At 59.0% G+C, this 26,890-nt stretch carries 32 protein-coding genes, 1 tRNA gene and 1 riboswitch; of the genes, 19 read left to right on the top strand and 14 right to left on the bottom strand.

The window, feature by feature from the left end:
* Positions 1–3: 3 nt before the first annotated feature.
* The 6 genes from GQF00_RS12690 to GQF00_RS12715 all read right to left on the bottom strand — a co-directional run bounded on the left by GQF00_RS12690 (position 4) and on the right by GQF00_RS12715 (position 4,132).
* Positions 4–1,068 carry a putative urea ABC transporter substrate-binding protein gene (locus GQF00_RS12690; protein WP_161319525.1) on the bottom strand — a complete coding sequence of 355 codons (1,065 nt, stop codon included), beginning with the start codon at positions 1,066–1,068 and terminating at the stop codon, positions 4–6.
* Positions 1,069–1,124: 56 nt separating this feature from the next.
* A riboswitch (guanidine-I (ykkC/yxkD leader) is annotated at positions 1,125–1,243 on the bottom strand.
* Between the two features lie 185 nt (positions 1,244–1,428).
* On the bottom strand, positions 1,429–2,199 hold the full coding sequence (locus GQF00_RS12695) for a dienelactone hydrolase family protein (protein ID WP_161319526.1): 771 nt from the start codon (positions 2,197–2,199) through the stop codon (positions 1,429–1,431).
* Between the two features lie 80 nt (positions 2,200–2,279).
* Positions 2,280–2,594: a hypothetical protein gene (locus tag GQF00_RS12700; protein WP_161319527.1), complete on the bottom strand. Its 315-nt coding sequence runs from the start codon at positions 2,592–2,594 to the stop codon at positions 2,280–2,282.
* A gap of 59 nt (positions 2,595–2,653) precedes the next feature.
* Positions 2,654–3,229, bottom strand: a complete 576-nt coding sequence (locus tag GQF00_RS12705) for a glutathione peroxidase (RefSeq protein WP_370519499.1) — start codon at positions 3,227–3,229, stop codon at positions 2,654–2,656.
* Positions 3,230–3,292: 63 nt separating this feature from the next.
* Entirely contained in the window at positions 3,293–3,661 is a 369-nt protein-coding gene (locus tag GQF00_RS12710) for a HopJ type III effector protein (RefSeq protein WP_161319528.1), read from the bottom strand.
* A 78-nt stretch (positions 3,662–3,739) separates the two neighbouring features.
* The gene (locus GQF00_RS12715) at positions 3,740–4,132 is read right to left on the bottom strand and encodes a hypothetical protein (RefSeq protein WP_161319529.1); all 393 of its coding nucleotides are present in this window, start codon (positions 4,130–4,132) and stop codon (positions 3,740–3,742) included.
* A 67-nt stretch (positions 4,133–4,199) separates the two neighbouring features.
* On the opposite strand from GQF00_RS12715, the gene GQF00_RS12720 reads away from it, so the two are divergent.
* The 7 genes from GQF00_RS12720 (at position 4,200) to GQF00_RS12750 (ending at position 8,649) form a co-directional block, all read left to right on the top strand.
* Entirely contained in the window at positions 4,200–4,526 is a 327-nt protein-coding gene (locus GQF00_RS12720) for a GIY-YIG nuclease family protein (RefSeq protein WP_161319530.1), read from the top strand.
* Entirely contained in the window at positions 4,510–5,100 is a 591-nt protein-coding gene (locus GQF00_RS12725) for a LemA family protein (protein ID WP_202560493.1), read from the top strand. The genes GQF00_RS12720 and GQF00_RS12725 overlap by 17 nt, the downstream gene beginning before the upstream one ends.
* The gene (locus GQF00_RS12730) at positions 5,097–5,819 is read left to right on the top strand and encodes a YgcG family protein (RefSeq protein ID WP_370519500.1); all 723 of its coding nucleotides are present in this window, start codon (positions 5,097–5,099) and stop codon (positions 5,817–5,819) included. The genes GQF00_RS12725 and GQF00_RS12730 overlap by 4 nt, the downstream gene beginning before the upstream one ends.
* The gene (locus tag GQF00_RS12735) at positions 5,819–6,430 is read left to right on the top strand and encodes a TPM domain-containing protein (RefSeq protein WP_161319531.1); all 612 of its coding nucleotides are present in this window, start codon (positions 5,819–5,821) and stop codon (positions 6,428–6,430) included. Before GQF00_RS12730 ends, GQF00_RS12735 begins: the two co-directional genes overlap by 1 nt.
* Before the next feature lie 15 nt (positions 6,431–6,445).
* The gene (locus tag GQF00_RS12740) at positions 6,446–7,117 is read left to right on the top strand and encodes a c-type cytochrome (protein WP_161319532.1); all 672 of its coding nucleotides are present in this window, start codon (positions 6,446–6,448) and stop codon (positions 7,115–7,117) included.
* Entirely contained in the window at positions 7,110–8,096 is a 987-nt protein-coding gene (locus tag GQF00_RS12745; protein WP_161319533.1) for a c-type cytochrome, read from the top strand. Before GQF00_RS12740 ends, GQF00_RS12745 begins: the two co-directional genes overlap by 8 nt.
* Before the next feature lie 337 nt (positions 8,097–8,433).
* Entirely contained in the window at positions 8,434–8,649 is a 216-nt protein-coding gene (locus tag GQF00_RS12750) for a hypothetical protein (protein ID WP_161319534.1), read from the top strand.
* 96 nt (positions 8,650–8,745) lie between these two features.
* Here GQF00_RS12750 and GQF00_RS12755 read toward each other — a convergent pair.
* Positions 8,746–8,822, bottom strand: a tRNA-Met gene (locus tag GQF00_RS12755).
* A gap of 226 nt (positions 8,823–9,048) precedes the next feature.
* Here GQF00_RS12755 and iscR point away from each other — a divergent pair.
* From iscR to GQF00_RS12775, 4 genes are all read left to right on the top strand, one after another.
* A complete protein-coding gene (gene iscR / locus GQF00_RS12760; RefSeq protein WP_161319535.1) occupies positions 9,049–9,510 on the top strand; it encodes a Fe-S cluster assembly transcriptional regulator IscR in 462 nt (153 codons plus the stop codon).
* A 170-nt stretch (positions 9,511–9,680) separates the two neighbouring features.
* Positions 9,681–10,829 carry an IscS subfamily cysteine desulfurase gene (locus GQF00_RS12765; RefSeq protein ID WP_161319536.1) on the top strand — a complete coding sequence of 383 codons (1,149 nt, stop codon included), beginning with the start codon at positions 9,681–9,683 and terminating at the stop codon, positions 10,827–10,829.
* Positions 10,830–10,914: 85 nt separating this feature from the next.
* Complete coding sequence (locus tag GQF00_RS12770; protein WP_161319537.1) at positions 10,915–11,487, top strand: heme NO-binding domain-containing protein; 573 nt, start codon at positions 10,915–10,917, stop codon at positions 11,485–11,487.
* Between the two features lie 177 nt (positions 11,488–11,664).
* Positions 11,665–12,228 (top strand): heme NO-binding domain-containing protein, encoded by a 564-nt coding sequence (locus GQF00_RS12775; protein ID WP_161319538.1) that lies wholly within the window; start codon positions 11,665–11,667, stop codon positions 12,226–12,228.
* Positions 12,229–12,235: 7 nt separating this feature from the next.
* Here GQF00_RS12775 and GQF00_RS12780 read toward each other — a convergent pair whose 3' ends face one another.
* From GQF00_RS12780 to sufB, 7 genes are all read right to left on the bottom strand, one after another.
* A complete protein-coding gene (locus GQF00_RS12780) occupies positions 12,236–12,685 on the bottom strand; it encodes a SufE family protein (protein ID WP_161319539.1) in 450 nt (149 codons plus the stop codon).
* A 106-nt stretch (positions 12,686–12,791) separates the two neighbouring features.
* The gene (gene sufT / locus GQF00_RS12785) at positions 12,792–13,334 is read right to left on the bottom strand and encodes a putative Fe-S cluster assembly protein SufT (RefSeq protein WP_161319540.1); all 543 of its coding nucleotides are present in this window, start codon (positions 13,332–13,334) and stop codon (positions 12,792–12,794) included.
* Between the two features lie 2 nt (positions 13,335–13,336).
* On the bottom strand, positions 13,337–13,696 hold the full coding sequence (locus tag GQF00_RS12790) for an iron-sulfur cluster assembly accessory protein (protein WP_161319541.1): 360 nt from the start codon (positions 13,694–13,696) through the stop codon (positions 13,337–13,339).
* A 211-nt stretch (positions 13,697–13,907) separates the two neighbouring features.
* The gene (locus tag GQF00_RS12795) at positions 13,908–15,122 is read right to left on the bottom strand and encodes an aminotransferase class V-fold PLP-dependent enzyme (protein ID WP_161319542.1); all 1,215 of its coding nucleotides are present in this window, start codon (positions 15,120–15,122) and stop codon (positions 13,908–13,910) included.
* Positions 15,122–16,345: a Fe-S cluster assembly protein SufD gene (sufD, locus tag GQF00_RS12800; RefSeq protein ID WP_161319543.1), complete on the bottom strand. Its 1,224-nt coding sequence runs from the start codon at positions 16,343–16,345 to the stop codon at positions 15,122–15,124. Before sufD ends, GQF00_RS12795 begins: the two co-directional genes overlap by 1 nt.
* The gene (sufC, locus tag GQF00_RS12805) at positions 16,342–17,097 is read right to left on the bottom strand and encodes a Fe-S cluster assembly ATPase SufC (protein WP_161319544.1); all 756 of its coding nucleotides are present in this window, start codon (positions 17,095–17,097) and stop codon (positions 16,342–16,344) included. The genes sufD and sufC overlap by 4 nt, the downstream gene beginning before the upstream one ends.
* Before the next feature lie 145 nt (positions 17,098–17,242).
* On the bottom strand, positions 17,243–18,682 hold the full coding sequence (sufB, locus tag GQF00_RS12810; protein WP_161319545.1) for a Fe-S cluster assembly protein SufB: 1,440 nt from the start codon (positions 18,680–18,682) through the stop codon (positions 17,243–17,245).
* A 295-nt stretch (positions 18,683–18,977) separates the two neighbouring features.
* On the opposite strand from sufB, the gene ndk reads away from it, so the two are divergent.
* From ndk to bamB, 8 genes are all read left to right on the top strand, one after another.
* On the top strand, positions 18,978–19,409 hold the full coding sequence (gene ndk / locus GQF00_RS12815; protein WP_161319546.1) for a nucleoside-diphosphate kinase: 432 nt from the start codon (positions 18,978–18,980) through the stop codon (positions 19,407–19,409).
* 83 nt (positions 19,410–19,492) lie between these two features.
* Positions 19,493–20,635 carry a 23S rRNA (adenine(2503)-C(2))-methyltransferase RlmN gene (gene rlmN, locus GQF00_RS12820; protein WP_161319547.1) on the top strand — a complete coding sequence of 381 codons (1,143 nt, stop codon included), beginning with the start codon at positions 19,493–19,495 and terminating at the stop codon, positions 20,633–20,635.
* A complete protein-coding gene (gene pilW, locus GQF00_RS12825; protein ID WP_161319548.1) occupies positions 20,635–21,417 on the top strand; it encodes a type IV pilus biogenesis/stability protein PilW in 783 nt (260 codons plus the stop codon). Before rlmN ends, pilW begins: the two co-directional genes overlap by 1 nt.
* Positions 21,414–22,283 (top strand): RodZ domain-containing protein, encoded by an 870-nt coding sequence (locus tag GQF00_RS12830; RefSeq protein WP_161319549.1) that lies wholly within the window; start codon positions 21,414–21,416, stop codon positions 22,281–22,283. Before pilW ends, GQF00_RS12830 begins: the two co-directional genes overlap by 4 nt.
* A gap of 18 nt (positions 22,284–22,301) precedes the next feature.
* Positions 22,302–23,420: a flavodoxin-dependent (E)-4-hydroxy-3-methylbut-2-enyl-diphosphate synthase gene (gene ispG, locus GQF00_RS12835; protein WP_161319550.1), complete on the top strand. Its 1,119-nt coding sequence runs from the start codon at positions 22,302–22,304 to the stop codon at positions 23,418–23,420.
* 101 nt (positions 23,421–23,521) lie between these two features.
* The gene (hisS, locus tag GQF00_RS12840; protein WP_161319551.1) at positions 23,522–24,790 is read left to right on the top strand and encodes a histidine--tRNA ligase; all 1,269 of its coding nucleotides are present in this window, start codon (positions 23,522–23,524) and stop codon (positions 24,788–24,790) included.
* 178 nt (positions 24,791–24,968) lie between these two features.
* The gene (locus GQF00_RS12845) at positions 24,969–25,610 is read left to right on the top strand and encodes a YfgM family protein (protein WP_370519501.1); all 642 of its coding nucleotides are present in this window, start codon (positions 24,969–24,971) and stop codon (positions 25,608–25,610) included.
* Positions 25,611–25,621: 11 nt separating this feature from the next.
* The gene (gene bamB / locus GQF00_RS12850; protein WP_161319552.1) at positions 25,622–26,812 is read left to right on the top strand and encodes an outer membrane protein assembly factor BamB; all 1,191 of its coding nucleotides are present in this window, start codon (positions 25,622–25,624) and stop codon (positions 26,810–26,812) included.
* The last annotated feature ends 78 nt before the right edge of the window (positions 26,813–26,890 follow it).

Raw genomic sequence — 26,890 nt, forward strand, 5'->3', positions numbered from 1 at the left:
GCTCTACAGCTTCCCGTCGGCTGCCATGGCCATGTAGTCCGGGATAAAGCGCAGCTGCACATTGCCTTCGCTGCCGAAAACGCCAACCGGGGTTTCGATACCGACAAAGCCGGCGTCCGGGGCGCCCTCACCGAGCAGGCCGTGTTCGAAAGAGAATTCCGCCACTTTCTGCATGGTGTCTTTGAGCTCGGCGCTATTGACGAATTCCACCGCTTCGCTGGCGTTGTAGAACATGCGGGTGGAAGCCAGCTGGGCTTCGTAACCCGCCAGATCGGTACCGGATGCCTTGGCCATGAAAGTGCGAGCGGCCTTGCCGGCGTCGTCCTCAGCGGACATGGTGGCCATGATTTCATACCAGGCACCGGTAAGCGCCTTGCCGAAGTCCGGGTTGGCTTTCAGGGTCTCGGTGTTGACCACCATCAGGTCGATGATTTCGCCCGGGATCCTGGAAGAGTCGAACACCTTGTGGCTGTCCGGCATGGCGGTGATTTCGCTGAGCAGCGGGTTCCAGGTTGCCACCGCAGTTACGTCATCGGTGGTGAACGCGGATACCAGATCGGCATCAGAGGTATTCACCACAGTCAGGTCTTTCTCGCTCAGGCCAACAGTGTCCAGGGCGCGGGCCAGCAGATAGTGGGAAACAGACAGTTCCACCAGATTCACATTCTGGCCCTTGATATCGGCCAGCTTGTCGGTGCCCTTGAGCACGATGCCGTCGTTACCGTTGGAAAAATCGCCCACGATCAGGGCGGTGGAATCCACGCCACCTGCGGCGGGAATGGTCAGGGCATCCATGTTGGTCATGGCGCAGCCGTCGTAGGCGCCGGCGGTGTACTGATTGATGGACTCCACGTAGTCGTTGATCTGTACCACATCGATGTTGATGTCGTATTTGTCAGCCCACTTGTCGACGATCTTTTGCTGGGCGCCATAGTCCCACGGCATCCAGCCTACATAGATGGACCAGCAGACGCTGAAAGAATCTTTGGCCAGGGCACTGGCTGGAGTCAGGGCGGCAAACAGGGAAAGCGCTGCAGCGGCAGCTGTCTTGCGTACGGAATGGGTCATCTCGGACCTCCTTGGCTACGGACGGAGAGGAATCCAATGACACTGCTGTCATCGTGCTCTCCCGGGCTTTTGTCCCGCCGTGTAACCTTCAGCCGATTGCTCGGTGCCAGGAAGGTCGACCGCTCTCGGACCAGACATCTCCCTCAGGGAGACCGGAACCCTAGCTGTCTATTTCGCAAATTGTGTTGAGTGCGTGATGGCTTGCGTGCCATTCGATTCCTCAACGGGGGTTTTGCAAGTGGGGTGCCAACTTGTGAGAGATAATGAAAACAAGGGCTTGGAGAGGGGGAGGGGCGCGCAGCGCAAACAGCTGCATTGAGATGGGGCGCCAGCCGTGCTGGCGCCCTTGTTTGGTGCGAGTCAGTCCGCCATGAAGTCCATGAGCGCGTCCCAGCTGGTGAGGTCGGCATGGGCATCGTAGCCAACGGGTAGCTCAAAGCGTTTTGCCACGGCATCAGCGCCAGGGTTGGTGAAACTGTGTTTCACACCGGGGAAACTGAGCAGGCGCAGATCCACGCCAGCAGCGGTCATTTCGGTAACGAACTGGCTGACCTGTTCTGCGGGAACCATGGGGTCGGCCTGCCCCGTGGCCACCAGTACTTTCGCCTTGATCTCCCCAGCCTTGGCCGGGGTCTTCGTGCCCAGGGAGCCATGGAAGCTGGCGACGCCGGCCAGATCAGCCCCGCTGCGTGCCTGGTTCAGCACCACAGCACCGCCGAAACAGTAACCGATGGCGAATACCCGCTTTGGATCCACCTGCTGTTGCTTGAGCAGCATTTTACGGGCGGCCTCAAAACGGGCGTTCATCTTTTCCGGCTCTGCCAGCGCGGTTTCCATGAAGGCGGTGGCATCTTTGGGGTGAGTCGCCACTTTACCGGTGCCGTACATGTCCACGGCCAAGGCAACAAACCCTTCCTTGGCCAGCAGGCGGGCGCGGTCGCGGGCGTAATCATTGAGCCCCCACCATTCATGTACCACGATAACCCCGGCAGAGGGCTCCTTCTGCTTGTCGTTGAGGTACATGACGCCGGTGCCCAGGTTGTCAGGCAGCGTCACGCGGGTTTCGATGATGTCGGCGCGGGCGCCATGGCCCATGACCAGAAACAGGATAAACAGCCCAAGCCGTTTCATTGCCTTTCCTCTTGCTAGCGGTTGAAGATGATTTCAGGGTTTCGCGTCAGGCGTCCGGCCTTTCGCGTTGCGCACACGGATCAATCCTGCCAGACCCAGCGAAGGGGTTCGCCAAAATCATCGTAGAGCAGCTTGCGCTGGGGACGCGGGTTGAGCCGTTGACGGCGGGGTTTGTGCTTGCGGGCATCAATGGTGGCCGCCACCTGACTGAGATCGGTACGGCTGGTTTCACGGGGGCCGTTGAAGAGGACCGTCTGATGGCCCTTGCCGCTGACCGGGTCGGCACCACTGACTCCGCTGGGGACTTCACGGATGGATCCACCTTTCTCCAGAAAGCGTTGCATATCGCGCTCCAGGCGATGACGCTGCTGTTCTTTGCTGCTAAGAACCTTCACGGGCCCTGTCCCAGGTTAAAAGTGGAACTATCGACCATAACAGCCTGCGCGCAGGGGTTCTACTGCCCACTGGTGGGAGTTTGTAACACCGCCTTGATCGCACTCTCAAGTTCTCCTCCCATCGGCTTCGATGATGCCGGGAAGTGCTGAATCTGACTGCCGTCGGGGGAAACGAGGTATTTGTTGAAGTTCCAGCCCGGGGCTTGGCTGGCATCTCCCAACGCCTTGAACACCGGGTTGGCTCCACGTCCCTTTACACTGCTGGTGGCGGCCATGGGAAAAGTCACACCGTAATTGATGTAGCACACCTTGGCGGTGTCACCCTCGTCGTCAAGTTCCTGGCGAAAATCGTCGGAGGGGAAGCCGAGAATGACCAGCCCCTGGTCTTTGTACCGCTGGTAGAGTGTCTCCAGACCTCGGAACTGACCGGTATAACCGCAACGGCTGGCCGTATTCACCACCAGGGTGGTGCGGTTGGCCGTGAGCGCGCAGAGATCCAGAAATTCTTTGGAATGCAGCTTGCGCACCTGGGTGTTGAACAGGGCTGCGCAGTCGCCATTCGCGTCCCCTGCGAAGGCTGGCATAGGCGCAGCCAGCGTCAGCGTGATCAGTATGGTGTAGAGATGGCGAATCACGGTGGCTCCCCCTTACAGTTGATCCCGCACTATTGCGCCCGGCAGGTCAACGGCACGCGAAGGTCAGCGGGTCTTGGGAGTTAATGCGTCGCTATCGAACGTCACGTCAGCCAGCGTGTGGCGCATGAAGGTGCGGATGTTGGCGTGGTCATCGCCTTGCGGGTTGCTCAGTACGTGGTCCCGGAAGAAGTGCCCAAAGCAGGCCAGGGTCTGCTCATCGCTGAGCTTGTGCAGCTTGGCGAAGGCGAAGATCTTGCAGGAGCCTTCGTTGGTACCGGCCTCGTTTACCATCATGTCGTCGCCACTGCCATTGGTAAAGCGGGCGGGGGTGTAGTCGTAGTGTTCGTCGATGGTAGCTTGTACCTGCTCGAAAGCCACGACTTCAGGCATCAGGTTCAGGGCAAATAGCAGGGTTTCGACGGAGTTGCTCATGGGGAATCCTGTTCCGGTGATCGCTAAAGGGCAGAAGGGTAGCGTCATCACCGGAACAGGGGAAGGCCAAACAGCGTGTTACTCGGCTGCCGGTACCAGTGGTGCCATGCCGCGGGCGCCCAACGGGTTGCAGTTTTTCAGGACCACTTTGCCCTGTAGCATGTTGCCGCGGGAGTACTCACGGAAAATACACTCGTTGGTGGCCGGGTCGTAATCCTCAATCCACAGGTTGTCATCTTTCCAGGTGGCATTGAGGTGATAGTGCTCTTCCGGAATGGTGATGCTCATGGTGCCGCCAAAGCGCTTCACGAACACCTGTTGCAGCCAGAAGTAATAGGCCAGGGTTGCCACCAGCCAGATGATCACTGCGATGATCACCGCAGGTTTCCATTTGCCGGCACGGGCACCAATACCCACAAGCGCAGCGATGACCAGAACGGCAACCAGAAACCAATAGAGATACGTAACCATTTTTCGTCCTTGTTGTCTGAAACGTCTCTGGCATCATAGCAATGATTTCAAAGACAGATGTAAAAGCATGCAACAGTGGTGGGTCTATATGGTGAGGTGTGCGGACCAGTCTCTGTACACCGGTATCTGCACGCAGCCGGCTCGCCGCTTCCATGAGCATAATCACAGCCCCAAAGGGGCACGCTACACCCGTGTGCGTCGTCCGGTGGTGCCGGTTTTATTGGTGCCCGGTGGCGATCGTTCCTCGGCCAGCCAGCTGGAAGCCCGGCTGAAAGGGCTTAGCCGGCGCAACAAGGACAAATTACTGGCGGCGCTGCGTGATGAAAAACGCAGGACGCCGCTGTCGATCTGGATTGAAAATGATGGAGAAAAAGCGGATGACAATCTGGCGTAGTTTTTTGCTGGTCATGCTGGCGGGCTGGTTGAGCGGTTGCGGGATCAACAACATTCCCACCTATGATGAGCAGGTTAAGGCCGCCTGGAGCCAGGTGGAAAACCAGTATCAGCGTCGCGCTGACCTGATTCCCAATCTGGTCAACACGGTGAAGGGCTACGCGGCCCACGAGCAGGAAGTGCTGGTGGACGTGACCCAGGCGCGGGCCAAGGTGGGCTCCATCCAGGTGGACGGCAACATGCTCGACAACCCGGAAAAGTTGCAGCAGTTCGAGCAGGCCCAGCGCCAGCTCGGTTCCGCCTTGCAGCGCTTGATGGTGGTCGCCGAGCGCTACCCGGACCTGAAGGCCAACCAGAACTTCCTGGCTCTGCAATCCCAGCTGGAAGGCACCGAAAACCGTATCAGCGTGGCGCGGCGGGATTACATTGCAGCAGTACAGATCTATAACACGGAAATTCGTACCTTCCCGGGCCGTCTGTGGCATAGCTTCCTGTACAGCGATATGGAAGTACGCGACACCTATGAAGCCACCTCGGAAGGTGCCGACGAGGCGCCGGCTGTCAGCTTCGAATGATGCGTTTTCTTATACTCACCCTGCTATTACTGGCCCGCCCGTTATGGGCGGCGCCGGATTTCCCCGAACTCACTGGTCGGGTGGTGGACCAGGCCGGGCTGCTGACGCCGGCCCAGGTGCAGAGTCTCACCGGTTCCCTGGCGGCGGCGGAGCAAAACTCTTCCAATCAGGTGGTGGTGGTCACCCTGGCGGATTTGCAGGGCTACGATATTGCCGATTATGGCTATCAGCTGGGGCGTCACTGGGGTATCGGCAGCAAGGACAACGACAACGGTGTGTTGCTGATTGTGGCCCCCAATGATCGCAAGGTCCGCATTGAAGTGGGGTACGGCCTGGAAGGGGCGCTGACGGATGCGCTTTCCAGTGTCATTGTTCAGCAGGAAATTCTGCCTGCGTTCCGCCAGGGCCAGTTTTACGGCGGTATTCAGGCTGGTGTTACCGCCATCCAGGCGGCCATCAAGGGTGAATACGCCGGCACCCGCCAGCCTCGCCAAAAGCCCTCTGGGCTCAAGGTTCTGGGTATCCTTGGCATCATGATCGTACTCACCTTCCTGCTGTCATTCGGCGGAGGCGGCGGTCGCGGCGGTCGTCGTGGAGGTTTCATGTTCCTGCCCATGCCCATGGGGGGAGGAGGCTTCGGCGGAGGTGGATTTGGTGGCGGCGGCTTCGGCGGCGGCGGTGGCGGTTTTGGAGGCGGTGGCGCCTCGGGAGGTTGGTGATGTTGCTGGATAAACAGGCCCAGGCCGATCTGGCTGCGGCCATCAATGAACAGGAAAAACGCACTGACGCTGAATTGGTGACAGTGCTGGCACATCAGGCCGACGACTATCGCTACATTACAACGTTGTGGGCGGCGCTGCTGTCCCTGCTGGTGCCTGCGGTGTTGCTGTTTGTTCCGCACTGGTTAACCAGTTTCGAGGCCCTGTTACTGCAATGGGGAGTATTGCTGGTGCTGGCGGTGCTGTTTCGTTTCAAGCCGGTCCAGTTCCGGCTGGTGCCCCGCGGCCTGCAACGACAGCGTGCCGCCAGTCTGGCGCGGACGGCTTTCCTGCAGCAGGGTCTGCACCATACTCGTGATGACACCGGCCTGCTGATTTTCGTCAGTGAAGCGGAGCACTATGTGGAGATCCTGGCAGACCAGGGCATCGCCCGGCATGTCAGCGACGAGGAATGGCAGGCCATCGTTGATGCCTTTGTCCGTCGGGTAAAAGCTGGCCAGGTTGCCCAGGGGTTCCAGGAAGCCGTGACAGCCTGTGGTGACAAGCTTGCCGCCCACGTTCCCGCCACCCGGGAAAAAAATGAACTGCCCAACCACCTGGTGGTGCTATAGCGCCGGGTGGTGCTAGTGTTATCTCTGACCAATGCCATGGAGGGTGCGTCAGTGATGACCCGGATCGGGGCCACCGCAAGCATGTTGTTGTTGGCCGCCTTGGGCTGTGCCCAGGAAGAGGCCGCCACCGCCCAACCTCTTGATACGCTGCTGCAGACCTGTGCCGCCTGCCATGGGCCGGAGGGACAGGGTGTGGCCAATTATCCGCGCCTGGCCGGACTGGGGGAGCGCTACCTGGTTGCCCAGCTGGAGGCCTTTGCCAGTGGTCAGCGTGAGAACGCCATCATGAAACCCCAGGCTGCCAGCTTGACGGCTGCCCAGCGCCAGGCACTGGCCAGGCACTTCAGTGGCCTGTCTGTGAAGCCCTCTGCCAACACCGGCTTCACAAACATCAATGAGGCCGGCCGGCAACTAGCGCAACGGGGGCGCTGGGAACAAGGTATACCCGCCTGTGTACAGTGCCATGGACCGGACGGAACCGGCATCGGTGAGGACTTTCCTGCCCTGGCAGGTCAGCCGGCCCGTTATCTGCAGGATCAGCTGGAAGCCTGGCGCTCCGGCAAGCGCGCAGGTGATCCCATGGGGCTGATGACTAGCATAGCCCGCTCTTTAAAAGGCGAGGATCTGGCGCCGGTGGCGGCCTACTTTGCCTCCCTGCCTGCAGTAACGGAGAGTGGCCATGAATAAGATCGTCATCATCGTGGTGACCACTTGCGCCTTCCTGGCGGGTATCGCCTGGGAAGCCGGTGTTTTCCTGGCCGGCGACCGCCCTGACTACCGGGCCGAGAGCGAGGCCTTGCCCCCGTCTCCGGTGGAAGCAGCGCCCGCTGTTCCTGCCGTCAGCGGCCCCGCTACTGATCCCGGGCCGCCACCGAGAAGTGCCATGCCTGAAGGTCCCTTTGGCGATATGGTACGCAAGGGCGAGCGGATCTTTACCCATACTCGTGACGAGGCCAGTGCTTACGTGGGCAATGATCTCAACTGCCGAAACTGTCACCTGGATGCCGGTCGTTATGAAAAAACCGCCCCCATGCGTGCCGCCTGGCCCAAGTATCCCGCCTATCGCAGTAAAAATGATCACGTGAATGACTTCGCTGAGCGCTTGCAGGGGTGCTTCATGTACAGCATGAACGGCAAGGCCCCGCCCCGTGGTGGTGAGATCATCCAGGCGCTGGAGGCGTATTCCTACTGGTTGGCTCAGGGCACTCGAGCAGGGGAAAAGCTACAAAGTAAAGGGTTCCCTGCCATCGCTGATCCGCAGCAGGCCCCTGCCTATGACCGTGGCGAAAGGGTTTACCAGGACAACTGCGCGTTCTGTCATGGCGCCGATGGCCAGGGGCAACGGGCCGCTGACGGCTCCATCGGCTTTCCTCCATTGTGGGGGGCGCGTTCCTACAACTGGGGTGCCGGCATGCATCATGTGGACAAGGCCGCGCGTTTTATCAAGGCCGCCATGCCCCTGGGGAAACCCACACTCACAGAACAGCAGGCCTGGGATGTGGCCCTGTATATCAACAGTCAGGAGCGCCCTCAGGATCCGCGCTTTGAGGGCTCGGTCACGGCAACGGCGAACCGGTTACATCAGCATGGATTCAGTCAGTACGGTAAGACGGTCAACGGTCGCGTGCTGGGAGAAAATTCCCCGCCTGCCGGCACGGTGCCTTAATGGCAATTGCGGCAGCTGAAACCCGCCAGGAGCTGATTGTTTGCTAACCAATTGTTATTTAATGGAAAGTCGCTGAAAGCCTGATAAGAAATGCCGTCTGTCACATTCTTTGTATATGAGAAAAGTAGATAATTGCGATGGCCGCCGGAATCCGGTATCAAAATAAGGCAATGAAGCGAAGGCGAAGGGGTCAGGCCATTTTTGTCGCCTGCCAGCAATCTCGCCAGCGCGGGAAACATTGATAAAAAAGGAACCAGGACAATGCCGCAGCCGATGATGCAGCGGTAGTGATCCAGAGCGTAGCGGAACCTTTGGAATGCGCTAAGGAGAGATAACAATGAAACTGTTTCGCGAACACCGTGGCACAGCCACCCCTATTCCCCCTGTACTGATCACCGAATCGAACGACCTCGAACGCCTCAAATCCATTGCAAGGAACACTGCCGCGTTTGATCTGGGGGTCCAGGACGTTGAATGGGAAGACCGTAACGATGAACCTGAATGTCTACGTCTCAGGCTCAGTGACAACTATTATTTTGTGATCCGGCCTTAAGTGGATCCTGAGCAAAAAAACGTTGCAGCAAGCGTTGAATTTTTCATAGCACAAAAAAAAAAGGCTTGGCGTTTCCGCCAAGCCTTTTCTTTTGTTTGGTAGCAAGGGGCGGACTTGAACCGCCGACCCCAGCATTATGAGTGCTGTGCTCTAACCAGCTGAGCTACCTTGCCATTCGAGGCCGCGAATTTTCCGTGAGGTGGGTGCGGGTGTCAAGCTTTGTCGGTTCAGCTGGGTAATGTTTAGCCAGACCGGAGCGAATGCTGGTGAAATAGGGGAACGATTTGGGGATCTCTTGTCTTAATTGAGAATCGTTGTCATTATCGGGTTTGAATACTTGACTGAAATGGTCGGGATTATTAGGCTTCAGCAGGTAATACACATAAAAAGGGTGTGGATATGCGACTGACTACCAAGGGCCGTTATGCGGTCACGGCGATGCTGGATCTTTCCTTGCACGCTGCAGCCGGCCCGGTGTCGCTGGCGGACATTTCGGATCGTCAGGGTATTTCCATTTCCTATCTGGAGCAGCTGTTTGCCAAGTTGCGCCGTAACGGTCTGGTGAGTAGCGTGCGAGGCCCGGGGGGTGGCTACCAGTTGAGTCGTGCCAGCGAGGAGATTGATGTGGCCTCGGTGATTTCGGCGGTGGATGAACCGGTGGATGCCACTCGTTGTGGCGGCCAGGGCGACTGTCAGGAAGGGGACACCTGCCTGACCCATCACCTGTGGTGCGACCTCTCTGACCAGATCCAGAACTTCCTTGGCGGGATTACCCTGGGAGAGCTGGTGTCGCGGCAAGAAGTGAAGCAGATCGCCGAGCGTCAGGATCGCCATCAACGGCTGCCTGTGAATAGTCTTTAGAAAACGGTCGGACCTCTGAAGTCTGATATCGGACGAAAATAATCAGGCCGGATGGTTTGGGGTTGGCGTCAGATGTCCGGCCTAACCAGCCGATTCGCTCAATGAGCCCAACGTCCTTATAATTTCCCCCTCATTCAAAGCCTTGCACACAACGGGTTTCAATCTTTGCCATGAGCCAAGCTGTTTATCTTGATTACGCCGCCACCACCCCGGTGGATCCGGCGGTGGTGGACGTGATGGTGCGTCATCTCGGCCCCGAGGGAACCTTTGCCAACCCGGCTTCCCGCAGCCATCTGTATGGCTGGCTGGCGGAAGAGGCGGTGGAGAATGCCCGGCGTCAGGTGGCGGATGTGCTTAACGCTGACCCCCGCGAGATCGTCTGGACCAGTGGCGCTACGGAAGCCAACAACCTGGCCCTGAAAGGGGTTATTGAGGCGCGTGGCGGTGGCCATGTGATTACTGGCGCCACCGAGCACAAGGCTGTGCTGGATGCCTGCAAGTGGCTGGAGCAGCAGGGCCATGCTGTGACCTATCTGAAGCCTGCGGCGGATGGCCGTATCTCGCCGGATTCCGTAGAGGAAGCGCTGCGCGATGACACGGTGCTGGTGTCAGTGATGCATGCCAATAATGAAACCGGGGTGATCAACGATATCGAAGCCATCGGTGGCCTGTGTCGTGAGCGAGGGGTGCTGTTCCATACCGACGCGGCCCAGAGCGTGGGTAAGTTGTCGCTGGATGTTCAGGCCATGCCGGTGGATCTGGTGTCAGTGTGTGCTCACAAAGTCTACGGCCCCAAGGGTATCGGCGCTTTGTATGTGCGCCGGGCGCCGGGGGTGAAAGTGGCGGCACAAATCCATGGTGGCGGCCATGAGCGTGGCATGCGTTCTGGTACCTTGCCGACCCACCAGATTGTGGGTATGGGCGAGGCGTTCGCACTGGCGGCTGGCCAGCGTGAGGAGGAGGGCGCGCGCATTGCCGCCCTGCGAGATCGTCTTTGGCAGGGCATCAGCGAGCTGGAAGGCGTCAGCATCAATGGCGGCGAGAGTCCGCGTCTGCCGGGGCATCTGAATGTGGCCTTTGCCGATGTGGATGGCGAGATGCTGCTGACTGCCATGAATGGGGTGGCGGTGTCTTCCGGTTCAGCTTGTACGTCGGCCTCCCTGGAGCCGTCCTATGTGCTCAAGGCCATGGGGGTGCCAGATGATCTGGCCCATGGTTCCATCCGCTTCTCCGTGGGGCGGTTTACCACTGAGGCCGATATCGAGTCTGCCGTTCAAAATGTGATCGATGTCGTGAAACGGCTGCGCAAGGCGGGCTAACGGTGCTTTACCTCGGCTGAACGGTTTTCTGTACGGGCGTGCCCGCTTGCTATGGTGGATGAACCATCATCAAGGGAGCGGGACCATGCACGGTGTGATTATTTCCAACCTCCAGAAATACGTGGTCGAAAAGCTGGGCGAGCCGGCCTGGGACGGCCTGCGCGAAAAGGCGGGCTTGCTTGGCAAGGCGTTTATCCCGATCAGTATGTATCCGGATTCTGATCTGGATGCGCTGATAGCGGCTGCGGTCGAGACCACAGGCCAGGATCGCGAGGCCATTCTCCAGGACTTCGGCGCCTGGGTGATTCCTCCCTTGATGAAGATGTACCGGTCGTTCATTCCTGAAGACTGGGATGCCGCCACCTTTCTGGAAAACGTGGAAGAACGTATCCATGAGCGGGTGGTTCGTATGAAGGATGATGCTGCGCGGCCGCCACACATCAACGTGACCCAGGTGTCGCCTGGCATTCTTGAGGTGGAATACCAGTCTCATCGGGACATGGGGGCGCTGGCGCTGGGCTGTGTGTATGGCGTAGCCGATTTCTACGGTGAGAAAGCCACCCTGATTGAGCAGAAGAAGGGGCCGGGCACCCACCGTACCTATTCGGTCCGTTTGTCTGCGGGAACCGGGATCCGGCGGCGTCAGGAAGCCGTTTGAATGCGGGCTTCGGTTGCCAAATATCGACCTCGTTCAGCATTAAGTGACTACCTGCGTCACTGAGTTTGATGCCGCTCACGAAATCAGGTTGTGAGCGGCGCCATGGCCCCGCCAGGCGGTTCTATTCCGGGTACGTCTCTTGCTGGTTTGTTGATATAACCAGTCGGGAGGCAAATTATGCATGGAGCCATTGTTTCCAGTTTCAAGCGCTATCTGGATTCTTCTCTGGGTGAGGAAATCTGGCAGCATGCAGTGGAAGATGCGGGCCTGAAAGGCAAGACCTATATGCCGGTGTCGATCTATCCTGACGAGGAGATGGAGGCGCTGTTGACTGCTGCAGAAAGGTCCTCAGGGCTGCGTCGGGACAATCTGCTGGAGGATTTCGGCGAATGGGTGATTGCCCCGATGATGCATCTCTATCGGGCCATGATTCCGCAGGACAGTGACGCGATCTCCTTTCTGGTGAACCTGCAGCAAACCCACGAACGTATTCTAAGACTCAAAGACCCTGAAGCCCGTGCGCCGGGTATTACCGTGAAGTGCTGCGGCGGTGGGCTGGTAGAGATTCACTATGCTTCCAGCCGCAATATGGCTGCGATGATTCCCGGCGCGGTAAGGGGCATCGCTGCCTGGTTTCATGAAGAGGTGACATTGCTGGCGTCCGAGCCGGGGCCGGAGGGGAACGCGACCTTTGTGTTTCGACTCAGCAGCGGCGAGCTGGCAGCGAAACAGGTGGTGTAATGCTGGATCAGGCGGCCAGGTGCTCCGCCTGATGCTTGATCTTGGCGACCATGGCGCGCAGGCCGTTGCCGCGGGTGGGGCTCAGGTGGCTGAGCAGGTCAATCCGCTCGAAGAAACTATCCATGTCGTAGTCATGAATGGCTTGGGGGGATTGCCGGTTCAGTGCGGACAGGACAATGGCTGCCAGGCCTTTCACGATCAATGCATCGGAATCCACTGCAAGATACAGGGTATCTGCATCAGCGTCATAGTCGGTTTCCAGCCATACCTGGCTCTGACATCCGCGCACGAACCGGTCTTCGGTCTTCAGTTCATCAGGCAGGCCGGGCAGCTGCTTGCCCAGATCGATGATGTAGCGGTAACGCTCTTCCCAGTCATCCAGGAATTCCAGATCCTCGGCGATGTCTTCGGCGGTAATCTTTTCGCCAAGGGTGATGTTACGAATATCAAATGACACGTCGCTTGAACTCCGTGGTCGGACGCCTGAAGTCGGACGTCGGACGCAAAAAAGAAAAACCGTAATGGGCTGGGGCAGACGTCTGACTTCCGACGCCTGACTTCCCTTAAAACATCCCCAGCTCGAGCTGGGCTTCTTCGCTGATCATCTCGCGGCTCCAGGGCGGGTCGAAAACCAGGGCCACTTCCACCTTGTCCACGTTGGGGACCTTGCCCAGGCGATCTTCCACATCCCCCACCAGTACCGGTCCCATACCGCAGTTGGGGGCGGTGAGCGTCATGCGTACCTGCACTACGTTCTGGTTGTCGCGGCGGATCACGTCGCAGCCGTAGACCAGACCCAGCTCCTTGATGCTCACCGGGATTTCCGGGTCGAAGATGGTCTGCAGGGTGTTCTCCAGATCGTCCTGGCGCACGCTGCCGTCGTCATTGGCGGGGGCGAAGTTCAGCTCCAGGGGCTCCTGACCGATGGCATCGGCGTCGGTACCGTCGATACGCGCCATATTGCCGTTGATGGTCACCGTGTAGGTGCCACCCAGGGCTTGGCGCAGGTTCACGAAGCTGTTCTTCGGAATGGTAATACGGGTGCCATCCGGCACCTTGCGGGCCGGTACATCACGCTGGACGACAACCGTTCGTTGTTCTGCCAAGGTCAGGCCTCTTCGACAGTAAAGCTTTCACCGCAGCCGCACTCGCCGGTGGCGTTGGGGTTGCGGAACTTGAACAGGCTGTTGACGCCTTCGGTGACGTAGTCGATGACCAGGCCGTTGAGCATGGGTAGCCACTTTTCAGGCACGTACAGGTTCACGCCGTCGATCACGAACAGCTTGTCGCCGTCTTTGGCCTCTTCGACGAAGTCCAGCACATACATGAACCCGGAGCAGCCGGATTCGTCCAGATCCAGACGGATGCCGGCGGATTGGGCCCGCTCGATTTCCCGCAGGGCCTGTTTATTGGCAGCGTCGGTCAGGTGAATAGTGATCTGACCGGGCTGAAAGGTCTGAACCGTCATGAATTACCTACCTTGCATAAAGCATGGTTGAGCTTTCCGTAGGAGCGTCGCTGGCGGCGCGAATGGTTGGAAGCGAGGTACGAGTTTCGAGTTGCGAAAACCTTGCCGGGAATATCTTCCTGGTCTTTTGCTTTTCGAAACTTGCTCCTCGCAACTCGTAACTGCCTTTCGCGTCTCAAGCGACGCTCCTACAGCGGGGTGGCTGCAAGGCCTAGAGAAAGGTTTTAACCTTCTCCAGTGCCTCGAACAGGCGATCCACCTCATCAAGGGTATTATAAATCGAGAACGAGGCACGCACAGTCCCCGGAATGCCGAGCGAGTCCATCAACGGCATGGTGCAGTGATGGCCGGTACGGACCGCCACGCCTTGCTTGTCCAGCAGCATGCCCACATCCGCGGGGTGCCCGCCGTCCAGCAAAAAGGACAACACACTGACTTTACTGGCGGCGGTGCCGATGATTTTCAAGCCGTCAAAAGCCTCTGCCTTTTCAGTGGCACGGGCCAACAGGGCATTTTCATGGGCTTCCAGGGCGGCACGGTCCTGGGCACTGAGCCAGGTAATGGCCGCGCCCAGGCCGATCGCCCCGGCAATATTGGGGGTGCCGGCTTCGAACTTGTAGGGCAGCTGGTTCCAGGTGCTCTTCTCGAACGTCACCACTTCGATCATCTCGCCGCCGGTCTGGTAGGGCGGCATGGCTTCCAGCAGCGCGCGGCGGCCGTAGAGCACGCCGATGCCGGTGGGGCCGAACAGCTTGTGGCCGGAGAAGGCGTAAAAATCCACGTCCAGATCCCGCACGTCCACCGGGAAGTGGGCCACGGCCTGGGCGCCGTCGATCAGGGTAATGGCGCCCATGGCTTTGGCCTTGGCCACCATGTCCTTCACCGGATTCAGGGTGCCCAGGGCATTGCTGGCATGGCCGATGGCGAAGATTTTGGTTTTTTCGCTGAGAAGCTGCTCGAAAGCGTCTTGGTCCAGGCTGCAATCGTCGCGCAGGGGAATCACCTTCAGGGTGGCCCCTGTGGCCAGGCAGGCCTGCTGCCAGGGCACGATGTTGGCGTGATGCTCGCTGGTGCTGATCAGTACTTCATCGCCGGGCTGAAGGCGCTCGCGGGCCACGCACTGGGCGACGATATTGATGGCCTCGGTGGTGCCCTTGGTCCAGAGGATTTCTTCGCGGCTGGCGTTGAGGAAGTCAGCCACGATCTGGCGGGCGCCCTCGAACTGGCCGGTGGCCTCATCACTCAGATAATGGGCGCCGCGATGCACATTGGAGTTTACACTGCGGTAGTAATTCTGCAGGGCATCGAGCACCGCCACCGGTTTCTGAGTGGTGGCACCGTTATCCAGATAGACCAGCGGCTTGCCGTTGACCTGCTGGTCCAGAATCGGGAACTGGGCGCGCAGGGCTGCCACATCAAACGTCATCAGGCGGCATCCCCCGCCGGGCTGGCATGGGTCAGCTCGGCTTCCAGCCAGGGTTGGGCCCATTCGGTCACTGCCTCGTGGGGCAGGGACATCAGCAGTTCGTTCACGAAGCCCAGGCTCAGCATGCGCTTGGCTTCCGCGGCCGGGATGCCGCGGGACTGCAGGTAAAACTGCTGCATGGCGTCGAGCTGGCCGACGGTGGTGCCGTGGGCGCACTTCACGTCGTCGTTGTAGATTTCCAGTTCCGGCTTGGTATTGATCTCCGCGCCGGGGTTGAGCAGCAGGTTCTTGTTGGAGAGTTCCGCGTTGGTGCCGCTGGCCCCGGGATGAATATGGATGCGGCCGTTGAATACGGCCTTGCCATTTTCCCCGGCCAGCCCCTTGAAGTTCTGGTCAGATTCGCAATTGGGCACGGCGTGCTCCACGCAGATCTGGTTGTCCACGTGGCTTTTGTCGCGTACCACGAAGATGCCCTTCATGTTCAGTTCAGCGCCACTCTTGCTGACCAGGGCATGGACGTCATTGCGGCGCAGACGATTGCCGGTCATCAGCTGGTAGCTGTCCACGGTGCTGACGCCTTGCTGGTCAATCACCAGAGTGCCGATGTGGAGGGTGGCGGCTTGCTCACCCTGCAGACGGTAATGGGTCAGTTTGGCGTTATCGGCGGTGATCAGGGCGGTAACCGCGTTGGTCAGGGCCTGGCCTTCCGCGTGGTAATGCTCGATGACAGTGGCTTCAGCCCCGGTGTTCAGCTTGACGATCACGCGGGGATTGCAGTGAGCCGGCGCGTCGCTGGCGGACTGGATCTGCACATGGATCGGCTGTTCGATACGGGTGTTGGCGGCCACTTCCAGCACCACGGGCTGGGCCACGGCGCTGTTGTAGATAGCAAATGGGGTATCCAGACCATTCACGGCCGGGCTGTCCTGTTTCAGGCTTACGCCGTCGGGCAAGGTGCTGCCGCCAAGCGTACCGTTGGTGATGCTCACCACGAAATCACTAAGGGCGGGCAGGGGCTTGGCCAGCTCGCCATTGGCTACAGCGTTCAGGTGGCCATCTGCCAGTGCCAGCAGGGAGGTGTATTTCCAGCGCTCGGTCTTGCGCTCCGGAAAGCTGATCGCTTCCAGTTCGCCCAGATCCGCGCTATCACCAGCCAGACGCCGGGCGCTGGCCAGGGTCTGGGTTTTCAGCTCCAGTGCCAGATTGGTGGGGGTAAGACTCATGCAGATTCTTCCTCGCCGGTGAGCCAGCCGTAGCCTTTTTCTTCCAGCTCCAGGGCCAGTTCCTTGCCGCCGGATTTGATGATCTGGCCGTTGTACAGCACGTGGACGAAGTCCGGCACGATGTAGTCCAGCAGGCGCTGGTAGTGAGTCACCAGTACGATGCCGCGCTCCGGACTGCGCAGGGAGTTGACGCCCTTGGCGACCACCTGCAGTGCATCGATGTCGAGCCCGGAATCGGTTTCATCCAGCAGCGCCAGCTTCGGTTCCATCAGCATCATCTGCATGATTTCGTTGCGCTTCTTCTCGCCGCCGGAGAACCCTTCATTCACGCCCCGCTTGAGGAAGCTGGCGTCCAGGTTGACTTGCTTGCATGCGGCACGGGCCTGACGCAGCAGGGTCACTGAATCCCACTCTTCCTTGCCCTGGGCGCCGCGAACGGACTCCAGTGCAGCCTTGAGGAATTCCATGTTGGACACGCCGGGGATCTCTACCGGGTACTGGAATGCCAGGAACAGGCCCGCCTGGGCACGCTCTTCTGGTTCCATATCGGCCAGGCTCTTGCCTTCGAACAGGGCTTCGCCGCCGGTGATCTCGTAGTTGTCACGACCGGCCAGTACATTGGCCAGGGTGGATTTGCCGGAGCCGTTGGGGCCCATGATGGCGTGCACCTCGCCCGGGTTAACGGTCAGGTTCAGGCCCTTGAGAATCGGCTTGTCCGCCACGGAGGCGTGAAGATCACGAATGTCCAGCATGTTTTGATGCGCCTTTCGGTTGGGCCGGGAGTCCGGCGCCGGGTTGATTCAGGGTTGCTGTGGGAGCTTGCCAGCAAGCGATTTGGGCTCTGCCAATGCTGTACCGCTTGCAGGCAAGCTCCTGCGGCGTAGTTAGTGTCGGGGCTTAGCCCACCGCGCCTTCCAGGCTTACTTCCAGCAGCTTGCCGGCTTCCACGGCAAACTCCATGGGCAGTTCCTTGAACACCTCTTTACAGAAGCCGTTCACGATCATGGATACGGCTTTCTCCGGGTCGATACCGCGCTGGCGACACAGGAACATCTGGTCATCACTCACCTTGGAGGTGGTGGCCTCGTGTTCAATGGTAGCCGTAGGGTTCTTCGACTCGATGTACGGGAAGGTATGCGCACCGCACTGATCGCCCAGCAGCAGCGAGTCACACTGGGTGAAGTTGCGCGCGTTTTCCGCGCGGGGGCTGATCCGCACCAGGCCCCGGTAAGTGTTCTGGCTGCGTGCCGCCGAGATGCCCTTGGAGATAATAGTGCTCTTGGTGTTCTTGCCCAGGTGGATCATCTTGGTGCCGGTGTCCGCCTGCTGCATGTGGCGGGTCAGGGCCACCGAGTAGAACTCACCGATGCTGTTATCACCGCGCAGGATCACGGACGGGTACTTCCAGGTGATGGCGGAGCCGGTTTCCACCTGGGTCCAGCTGATCTTGCTGTTGTCGTGGGCCACGCCGCGCTTGGTCACGAAGTTGTAGATACCGCCCTTGCCGTTCTCGTCACCGGGATACCAGTTCTGCACGGTGGAGTACTTGATCTCGGCGCCGGGCAGGGCAACCAGCTCAACCACTGCCGCATGCAACTGGTTCTCGTCCCGCTGGGGAGCGGTGCAGCCTTCCAAGTAGCTCACATAGCTGCCTTCGTCGGCAATGATCAGGGTGCGCTCGAACTGGCCGGTGTTGGCTTCGTTGATACGGAAGTAGGTGGACAGCTCCATGGGGCAGCGAACGCCCTTGGGAATATAGACGAAGGAGCCATCGGAAAAGACTGCGCTGTTCAGGGCGGCGTAAAAGTTATCGCCTTGGGGCACCACGGAACCCAGGTATTTCTGAATCAGTTCCGGGTGTTCCTGAATCGCTTCGGAAATCGAGCAGAAGATGACCCCGGCTTCCCAGAGCTTCTCCTTGAAGGTGGTAAACACCGAGGAGGAGTCAAACACCACGTCCACAGCCACCCCGGCCAACATCTCTTGCTCGTGCAGGGGGATGCCCAGTTTTTCATAGGTGGCCAGCAGCTCCGGGTCTACCTCATCGAGGCTCTTCGGGGCATCGTCCAGGCTTTTGGGCTTGGAATAGTAGGACACCTCATTGAAATCAATGGGGGGGTGGTTCAGGTGAGCCCAATTGGGGGAGGGCATTTCCTGCCATTTGCGGTAGCTGTCCAGCCGCCATTCCAGCATCCACTCCGGCTCGCCCTTCTTGGCGGACAGAAAACGGATGACATCCTCGCTCAGCCCCGGAGGCAGGGTCTCGGTGTCCACCGTGGTGGTGAAACCGGCCTCGTAATTGGAGCGAATCAGCTTGTCCAGTTCGGCTTGGCTCATAGATCAGCGCCTGCGGTTGAATACCAGAGTAATTTAGTCGGGTATTATACGCCTTTCGCGGGCGCTGTCGAATGGGGCGGGCCAGATAAAGGCGGCTCTCGGTGACGGCGGGGCGGTGCGTGTCCGACGGGGCGGCAACGGTATCATAATTCGCCTCTCTTGCGTATAATCCGCCGGTTCCAGGGGGTTGCTGCGTGGGCTGCATTGCCAGTCTGCCGATCACCCCTGTCATTGCCCCGGGGAACCAATTGGGTTTCCGAGGACCATTTAACGCAAATCTGGAGTGAACAGACTGATGGCTGTTGAGCGCACCCTCTCTATCATCAAGCCTGATGCCGTGGCCAAGAACGTTATCGGCGACATCGTTTCCCGTTTCGAAAAGGCCGACCTGAAAGTGGTTGCCATGAAAATGGTACACCTGAGCGACGAGCAGGCTGGTGGTTTCTACGCCGAGCACAAAGAGCGTCCTTTCTTCAAGGATCTGGTGTCCTTCATGACCAGCGGTCCTGTGGTGGTTCAGGTTCTGGAAGGCGAAGATGCCGTGACCAAGAACCGTGACCTGATGGGTGCTACCAACCCGAAGGATGCGGAAGCCGGAACCATTCGTGCCGATTTCGCTCAAACCATTGACGAGAACGCGGTACACGGCTCTGACTCCACCGAGTCTGCTGCCCGCGAAGTGGCCTACTTCTTCTCTGACGAAGAACTGTGCCCGCGCACCCGCTAATAAAGGCGTGAGTGCAATACCAGCCACGGCCTCTGGCCGTGGTTGGCGTTTTAAGGAAACCCGGTTTCCGACTGGAGAATGCTATGACAGCCCAACAGAAGGTAAATCTGCTCGGCCTTGATCGCCCGCAAATGGAAGAATTCTTCCTGAATATGGGGGAGAAAAAGTTTCGTGCCCAGCAGGTGCTGAAATGGATCCACCACCATCAGGCGGATTCGTTCGAGCAAATGACCGATGTGGGCAAGGCATTGCGCCAGAAATTGTCTGAGGTGGCGGAAATCCGCGGCCCTGAAGTGACCCACGAAAGCATCAGCCGTGACGGTACCCGCAAATGGGTATTCGAACTGGATAATGGCGGTGCCGTGGAAACCGTATTTATTCCCGATGGCCGCCGCGGCACCTTGTGTGTGTCGTCCCAGGTGGGTTGTGCGGTGGATTGCAGCTTCTGCTCCACCGGCAAGCAGGGCTTCCAGCGGGACATGACCAGTGCCGAGATCATCGGCCAGGTGTGGCAGGCCAGTCGTTCGTTCGGGCCGCGCCGCAATCTGGGTGAGCACCCCATCACCAACGTGGTGATGATGGGCATGGGCGAGCCCCTGCTCAACTACGACAAGGTGCTCACGGCCATGCGCATCATGAAAGATGACCTGGGCTACGGCATTGGCAAGAAGCGCATCACGTTGTCCACCTCCGGGGTTGTGCCGCGGATGGACCAGCTCAGCCAGGATCTGGATGTGGCGCTGGCGGTAAGCCTGCATGCCCCCAACGATGAGCTGCGCAATCAACTGGTGCCACTGAATCGCAAGTACCCGCTGAAAGAGTTGATGGCGGCCTGCAAGCGTTACACCAAGAACATTTCCCACAAGCACAACACCATCACCATGGAATATGTGATGCTCCGGGATGTGAACGACAAACCGGAACATGCGCGCCAATTGGTTAAACTGCTTAACGGCATTCCGGTGAAGGTGAATCTGATCCCGTTCAATCCTTTCCCGCATGCGGGGTATGAACGCTCACGCAAGAGCGATATTCTGGAGTTTCATAAGTATCTGAATGACAATGGATTGTTGACTACGGTCAGGACGACGCGCGGTGATGATATCGACGCCGCCTGTGGTCAGCTGGTGGGGCAGGTGCAGGACCGGACCCGGCGCAGTGAGCGCTGGAAACAATCCATTTTTCACCGCTCCGAACACACGGATAATAATACAGCGCAAGCGTAATGAATCCTTTTATTCGCGGTATCCTGGGTCTGCTGATTGCAGGCCTTCTCTCCACCGGGTGTGTGACGGTGGAATCTGGTCAACGGGAAGTCAAAGTTGACGAGGCAGTCACCAGTCGGGTTGCTGCCGGCCTCCAATACCTTCAGCAGGGTGATCCCGCTGAAGCACGACGACATTTCTCCCGTGCCTTGCAGCTTGATGACAACAGCGCCGTGGCTCACAACGCCATGGCCTTGCTGTACAAGTACGAGCAAGACCCGGAAATGGAAGAATACCACTACAAAAAGGCGGTCAGCGCCGATCGCAGCTACTCTCCGGCCCAGAACAACTATGGCACCTTGCTGTTTTCCCGCGGCGACTACGAGGATGCGCTGAAGCGCTTTGAGCGTGCGGCCAACGATGCCAGCTATTCCGGCCGCGGCAGTGCCTGGGAAAATATTGGTCGTTGCTACCAGAAGCTGGGCCGGGATGAAGAGGCTCAGAAAGCCTTCATCAAGGCGCTGCGTCTCAACCCGCGGGCGGTGGTGCCGAACATCGAGCTGGCGGATCTGTATTTCAAGGAAGGCCGTGCCCGTCTGGCCTGGGATTACTATCAGCAATATGCACAGCGAACTGATCAGCAGGGCCCCCGTTCCCTGTTGCTGGGGGCCCAGCTGGCAGCCACACTGGGTTTCAAGGATCAGCAGTCCAGCTATGCGCTGGCACTGGAAAACCTTTACCGTCGCTCACCGGAGTTTCGTGAGTGGCAGAAATGGACCGCCGCACGGGAGAGCGCACAATGAGCGATAAAATGGTCGTGTTACCCGGCGAGCGTTGTCGCAAGGCCCGGGAAGCCATGGGCTGGACCACAGCAGAAGCTGCCAAGCGCATGCATCTGTCCCATACCTACCTGCTTGCTCTGGAAGCCGACGATTACGAGCGTTTGCCCGAGGCCACTTTCGTTAAGGGCTATCTGAAAAATTATGCCCGGCTACTGGGCCTGCCTGCTGATGAAGTGGCCAACACTTTTCAGCAGATGGTTAATGAAGACGCCTTTGACAAGCCGCTGGAACTGCCTGCCCTGCCTCGCAGGCCCGGTCTGCTGAAACGTCCGCTGGTTTGGGGGGGGCTGGTGATCCTGCTGGTAGTGGCAGTGCTGGCCCTCTGGCCCGACAAGGCTTCCGAACCGGAGACAGCTGGTTTTGCCCCGGTGGAAGACAACATGTCTGAGGATGCTGGCGAGCAGGACGCTATGGATGCGCCTGTGGAGTCTGGCGATGATGAGGCCGGCGTAGTGGACTCAGACATGGCCGACAGCAGTGATGCAGTCACCGGCGAGCAGGCCACTGACGAGATGCAGGAAGCCATTGACGAGGAGTTGGTAGAGCAGGAACCTGCTATCGATCCGGCGCTGCTGGCCCCCAACGGGCTTGACCGGCTGGTGTTCGATTTCTCTGCCAATTGCTGGTTGGAAGTGAAAGACGCCAACGGCCGCGTTCTGCGCCAGGGCGAACAACCTGCCGGTACTACCATGCAGGTGGATGGCAAGGGACCTTTCAGCCTCAAAATCGGTAATGCTGCCGCCATCAGCGAGCTGTTGCTCAATGGAGAGGCTGTCACCTTGCCGACGGATTCTCCCGGTAGAGTTGTCAAACTCACGCTCCCCTGATCAAGACCGAGACATACCATGGAACCGGAAGTCAAAATCGAGCGCCGCAAGACCCGACAGATCTTTGTCGGCAAGGTGCCGGTAGGTGGTGACGCACCTATCTCCGTGCAGAGCATGACCAACACCGAAACCTGTGATGTGGCGGCAACAGTGGGCCAGATTCAGCGTCTCCAGGACGCCGGTGTGGATATCGTGCGCGTCTCTGTGCCGAGTATGGAAGCTGCGGACGCCTTCGGCGAGATCCGCAAGCGTGTGGATGTGCCGCTGGTGGCGGATATCCATTACGACTACAAGATCGCCCTGGCCGTGGCCGAAAGGGGCGTGGATTGTCTGCGCATCAATCCCGGCAATATTGGCCGGGAAGACCGCATCAAGGCGGTGATCCAGTGCGCCAAGGACAAAGGCATTCCCATTCGTATTGGCGTGAATGCCGGCTCTCTGGAAAAAGAATTGCAACGCAAATATGGCGAGCCCACTTCTGATGCATTGGTGGAATCGGCAATGCGCCATGTGGATATTCTGGATCGCCATGACTTTCAGGACTTCAAGGTCAGTGTGAAGGCGTCCAACGTATTCATGACCCTGCAGGCCTACCGCAAACTCTCCCAGCAGATTGAGCAGCCTTTGCATCTGGGAGTGACTGAGGCGGGGACCTTCCGCTCCGGCACGGTGAAATCGGCGGTGGCACTGGGCTCGCTGCTGATGGACGGAATTGGCGATACCATCCGTGTTTCCCTGGCCGCCGATCCGGTGGAAGAAGTCCGCGTGGGTTTCGATATTCTCAAGAGTCTTAACCTTCGCAAGAAGGGCGTGAACATCATTGCCTGCCCGAGTTGCTCACGGCAGAACTTTGACGTGATCAAGACCGTCAACGAGCTGGAAGCACGACTGGAAGATATCAACGAATCCGTGGATCTGGCGGTGATCGGGTGTCTGGTCAACGGGCCCGGTGAAGCGCGGGAGGCCGATGTGGGCCTCACCGGTGGAACGCCCAACAATCTTTCCTATCTGAACGGTGAGAAGAGCCATCACGTTACCAAGGAAGATCTGGTGGACGAGCTGGAACGCATGGTGCGGGCCAAGGTAAAGAAACAGCGCGAAGATGAGGAAAAAGGCATCATCGCCAGAAGTGAATGATTAGTCGGATGTCGGGAGTCTGACGTCGGACGTTTGAATCCGGCAGGTTTTTTGTCAGGCGTCCGACCTCGGAGGTCCGACGTTTTTAGCAAGGAATTTTCGTGAGCAAGAAAATCACCTCCATCCGCGGGATGAATGACATCCTGCCGGAGCAGACCGGCCTGTGGCAGTGGCTGGAAGGCAAGGTACGCGACGTACTGGCCAGCTACGGCTACCAGGAAATCCGTATGCCCATCGTCGAGCAGACCGACCTGTTCAAGCGCAGCATTGGTGAAGTGACGGATATCGTCGAAAAGGAAATGTATACCTTTGACGACCGTAACGGTGACAGCCTGACCCTGCGCCCGGAAGGCACCGCCAGCTGTGTGCGAGCGTGCGAACAACATGGCCTGCTCTATAACCAGGTGCAGCGCCTGTGGTACACAGGCCCCATGTTCCGTCACGAGCGCCCCCAGGCTGGCCGTTATCGCCAGTTCCACCAGATCGGGGTGGAAACCTTCGGTATGACCGGTCCGGACATTGATGCGGAAGTGATCCTGATGACGGCCCGGCTGTGGAAGGCCCTGGGACTGAGCGACAAGGTGACCCTGGAACTGAATTCCCTTGGCGACAGCGAAGACCGTGCCCGCTATCGCGATGCGCTGGTCGATTACCTGAAAGCCAATTTCGACCAGCTCGATGAGGATTCGCAAAAGCGCCTTGAGCGCAGTCCGTTGCGGGTGCTGGACAGCAAGGATAACGGTACCCGTCAGGTACTGGAAAATGCCCCGCAGCTGGCCGATTACCTGAACGACGACGCCCGCGAGCACTTCGACGGCCTGAAAGCCTTGCTGGATGCCAATGGCATTGCTTATAAAGTGAACCCGTATCTGGTGCGCGGCCTCGACTATTATGGCAAGACCGTGTTTGAGTGGGTCACCGACGCGCTGGGTGCCCAGGGGACTGTGTGTGCTGGCGGCCGTTACGATGGCCTGGTTGAGCAGCTGGGCGGCAAGCCGACCCCGGCGGTGGGTTTCGCCATGGGTGTTGAGCGACTGATTTTGCTCATCGAACAACAAATGCCGGAACTGTCCGCGCCGGTGGACGTCTATGTGATGGCCATGGGGGATGTGCTGGCCCCCACAATGGCCTTGGCAGAAGAGCTGCGTGATGCACTGCCGGGCAAGGGTGTGCAGTTACATTGTGGAGGCGGCAGCTTCAAGAGCCAGATGAAAAAAGCCGATCGCAGCGGCGCTGCAGTGGCCTTGATCATCGGCGAAGACGAGCTGGCCAGTGGTGTGGTGACAGTGAAGCCCTTGCGCGGGCAGGGCGAGCAAGCGCAGGTGGCGCAGGGCGATGTGGCCAACGCGCTGACATCGTTTCTGGAATAAAGACAGCTACAAGCGACAAGGCGCGATGAGCCCGGGCGCGGCGTTGACGGAAATTGAAAAGCACGGCATTTGCCGCGTTGTAGCTTGCTTCCCGACGTCGATAAGAGCGTCCTGGGATACGAAATAAACAAACGCCGGGAAAAACACTTCCGGGTCATAAAAACGAAAGGAGATCAGGGTGGTCGATTACATCCGTGACGAAGAAGAGCAGGCGGAACTGCTCAAGAGCTGGTGGAAAGAGAACGGTACTGCCGCGATCATCACCATTGTGCTGGCCGTGGCGGCGCTGATTGGCTGGCGTGAGTGGCAGGGCTATCAGGCCGAGCAGTCTGCGGATGCATCAACCCAGTATCAGAGCATGCTGGAGACGCTGGCCAATACCGAGGCGAATGCCGAGGATGTGTCTGCTAAAGCAGATGCCCTGATCGACGCCTATCCGGGCTCTGCCTATGCGGATCATGCCCGTCTGGCCAAGGCCAGTGTGGCTGTTGAAGCGGCAGATTATGATCAGGCGGCAGCCCTGCTGGAAGACGTGGCCAATGACGGTGCCACTGACGAATTGACCTACACCGCTTCCTTGCGTCTGGCTCGCATCTACCTGCAGCAGCAGGCGTGGGACAAGGCAGAATCTGTACTCGGTGCGACTTTCCCGAAAGCGTTTAACGGCATGGCGCTGGAGCTGCGTGGTGACGTGGCCAAGGGTCAGGGTGATCTGGCTGCCGCACAGGGCCACTATGCCGAGGCTCTGGAAGTCCTGCAGGACGGTGGTGAAAAAGACCGTGTGCAGATGAAACTTGATGATCTGAATACCGCTTCCTGAACAGGATTTTCATGAAAAACCTTCTGCTTCCCCTGTTGCTGGCCGGCCTTGTGCTGGCTGGCTGCAGCTCCAACCCCAATGCCATTGAACCCAACGATCTGCCCGACTTTCAGGCCAGCTACAAGGTAAAACGGCTGTGGAGCGAAGGGGTGGGCGATGGCCTTCAGGATAGCCAGCTGACCCTGCGCCCTGCGGTGACAACACAACAGGTAGTGGCTGGTGATGTGGAAGGCCGGGTGTATGCCATCAATCGTCAGACCGGCAAGCGCCAATGGCGAATAAAAACCGGTGACCGGATCGCCGGTGGTTTCTATGCCGGCTATGGCATGGTGCTCTACGGCACCCGTGAGGGCATGGCCGTGGCGCTGGATGCAGAGACGGGCGAAACACGCTGGCGTACCCAGCTCACCGGTGAGGCGCTGGCCATTCCGGTGAGTGACGGCAATCTGGCCATTTTCCAGACTCAGGATGGCCATGTTGCAGGCCTGGATGCGGAAACCGGCGAGCAGCGCTGGGATTATGAAACTCCACCCCCGACCCTGACCCTGCGTGGCCTTGCCCAACCCACGATTGCTGGGGACAAGGTTTACGCGGGCTTTGCCAACGCCAAGGTGGTGGCACTGGATCTTGCGGGTGGAGTCCCCGTTTGGGAAAAGCGCATCGCGGAGGCCACTGGTCGTTCGGAACTTGATCGCCTGGTTGACGTGGATGGCAATCTGATTGTGGAAGGCGGCGGAGTGTTTGCTGTCAGCTTCCAGGGCAAGATCAGCGTCATGGACCAGGATACCGGGCGTCAGTACTGGGACAAGCCCATGTCCAGTGCCACCGCGATCAGCAGCAACGGCGCCGGCAGCTTGTTCGTCGCCGATGATGTGGGGGTGGTGCGCGCGGTAGACCAGCGCGGAGGTGCTGTGCTCTGGAAGCAGGACAAGCTCTATGGCCGTCGTCTTACCGGCACGGCCTACCAGGATGGTCTGGTCGCAGTGGGTGATTTCGAGGGGTATATCCACTGGCTGGATGCGGAAGACGGCAGCATTGTCGCCCGCGAGCGTCATGATGGTGATGGTTTCGCCGGTACCCCGGTGGGCTATGACGATGTGCTTTATGTGGTTGGCTTTGATGGCAAGCTCTCGGCCTATCAGCTGACCCCCCGCAAGCCGTCGTTCTGGAAGCGGGTGTTCTCCTCGGATGAGGAAGAATAAGACCGCAGGTCAAGTGAGGCAGTGGGCAGGCGCATGGCCTGTCCTGCCCCATGACCCTGCAAGGGTTCCGGGGCATTC

Source organism: Alcanivorax sp. DP30, assembly GCF_009882945.1.
Classification (GTDB): Bacteria; Pseudomonadota; Gammaproteobacteria; order Pseudomonadales; family Alcanivoracaceae; genus Alcanivorax.

Coding starts and splice junctions, on each gene's coding strand:
- GQF00_RS12690 (WP_161319525.1), bottom strand. CDS start 1,068: ATGACCCATTCCGTACGCAAGACAGCTGCCGCTGCAGCGCTTTCCCTG.
- GQF00_RS12695 (WP_161319526.1), bottom strand. CDS start 2,199: ATGAAACGGCTTGGGCTGTTTATCCTGTTTCTGGTCATGGGCCATGGC.
- GQF00_RS12710 (WP_161319528.1), bottom strand. CDS start 3,661: ATGAGCAACTCCGTCGAAACCCTGCTATTTGCCCTGAACCTGATGCCT.
- GQF00_RS12715 (WP_161319529.1), bottom strand. CDS start 4,132: ATGGTTACGTATCTCTATTGGTTTCTGGTTGCCGTTCTGGTCATCGCT.
- GQF00_RS12720 (WP_161319530.1), top strand. CDS start 4,200: ATGCAACAGTGGTGGGTCTATATGGTGAGGTGTGCGGACCAGTCTCTG.
- GQF00_RS12725 (WP_202560493.1), top strand. CDS start 4,510: ATGACAATCTGGCGTAGTTTTTTGCTGGTCATGCTGGCGGGCTGGTTG.
- GQF00_RS12730 (WP_370519500.1), top strand. CDS start 5,097: ATGATGCGTTTTCTTATACTCACCCTGCTATTACTGGCCCGCCCGTTA.
- GQF00_RS12735 (WP_161319531.1), top strand. CDS start 5,819: ATGTTGCTGGATAAACAGGCCCAGGCCGATCTGGCTGCGGCCATCAAT.
- GQF00_RS12745 (WP_161319533.1), top strand. CDS start 7,110: ATGAATAAGATCGTCATCATCGTGGTGACCACTTGCGCCTTCCTGGCG.
- GQF00_RS12750 (WP_161319534.1), top strand. CDS start 8,434: ATGAAACTGTTTCGCGAACACCGTGGCACAGCCACCCCTATTCCCCCT.
- iscR (WP_161319535.1), top strand. CDS start 9,049: ATGCGACTGACTACCAAGGGCCGTTATGCGGTCACGGCGATGCTGGAT.
- GQF00_RS12765 (WP_161319536.1), top strand. CDS start 9,681: ATGAGCCAAGCTGTTTATCTTGATTACGCCGCCACCACCCCGGTGGAT.
- GQF00_RS12770 (WP_161319537.1), top strand. CDS start 10,915: ATGCACGGTGTGATTATTTCCAACCTCCAGAAATACGTGGTCGAAAAG.
- GQF00_RS12775 (WP_161319538.1), top strand. CDS start 11,665: ATGCATGGAGCCATTGTTTCCAGTTTCAAGCGCTATCTGGATTCTTCT.
- GQF00_RS12790 (WP_161319541.1), bottom strand. CDS start 13,696: ATGACGGTTCAGACCTTTCAGCCCGGTCAGATCACTATTCACCTGACC.
- GQF00_RS12795 (WP_161319542.1), bottom strand. CDS start 15,122: ATGACGTTTGATGTGGCAGCCCTGCGCGCCCAGTTCCCGATTCTGGAC.
- sufD (WP_161319543.1), bottom strand. CDS start 16,345: ATGAGTCTTACCCCCACCAATCTGGCACTGGAGCTGAAAACCCAGACC.
- sufC (WP_161319544.1), bottom strand. CDS start 17,097: ATGCTGGACATTCGTGATCTTCACGCCTCCGTGGCGGACAAGCCGATT.
- sufB (WP_161319545.1), bottom strand. CDS start 18,682: ATGAGCCAAGCCGAACTGGACAAGCTGATTCGCTCCAATTACGAGGCC.
- ndk (WP_161319546.1), top strand. CDS start 18,978: ATGGCTGTTGAGCGCACCCTCTCTATCATCAAGCCTGATGCCGTGGCC.
- rlmN (WP_161319547.1), top strand. CDS start 19,493: ATGACAGCCCAACAGAAGGTAAATCTGCTCGGCCTTGATCGCCCGCAA.
- pilW (WP_161319548.1), top strand. CDS start 20,635: ATGAATCCTTTTATTCGCGGTATCCTGGGTCTGCTGATTGCAGGCCTT.
- GQF00_RS12830 (WP_161319549.1), top strand. CDS start 21,414: ATGAGCGATAAAATGGTCGTGTTACCCGGCGAGCGTTGTCGCAAGGCC.
- ispG (WP_161319550.1), top strand. CDS start 22,302: ATGGAACCGGAAGTCAAAATCGAGCGCCGCAAGACCCGACAGATCTTT.
- bamB (WP_161319552.1), top strand. CDS start 25,622: ATGAAAAACCTTCTGCTTCCCCTGTTGCTGGCCGGCCTTGTGCTGGCT.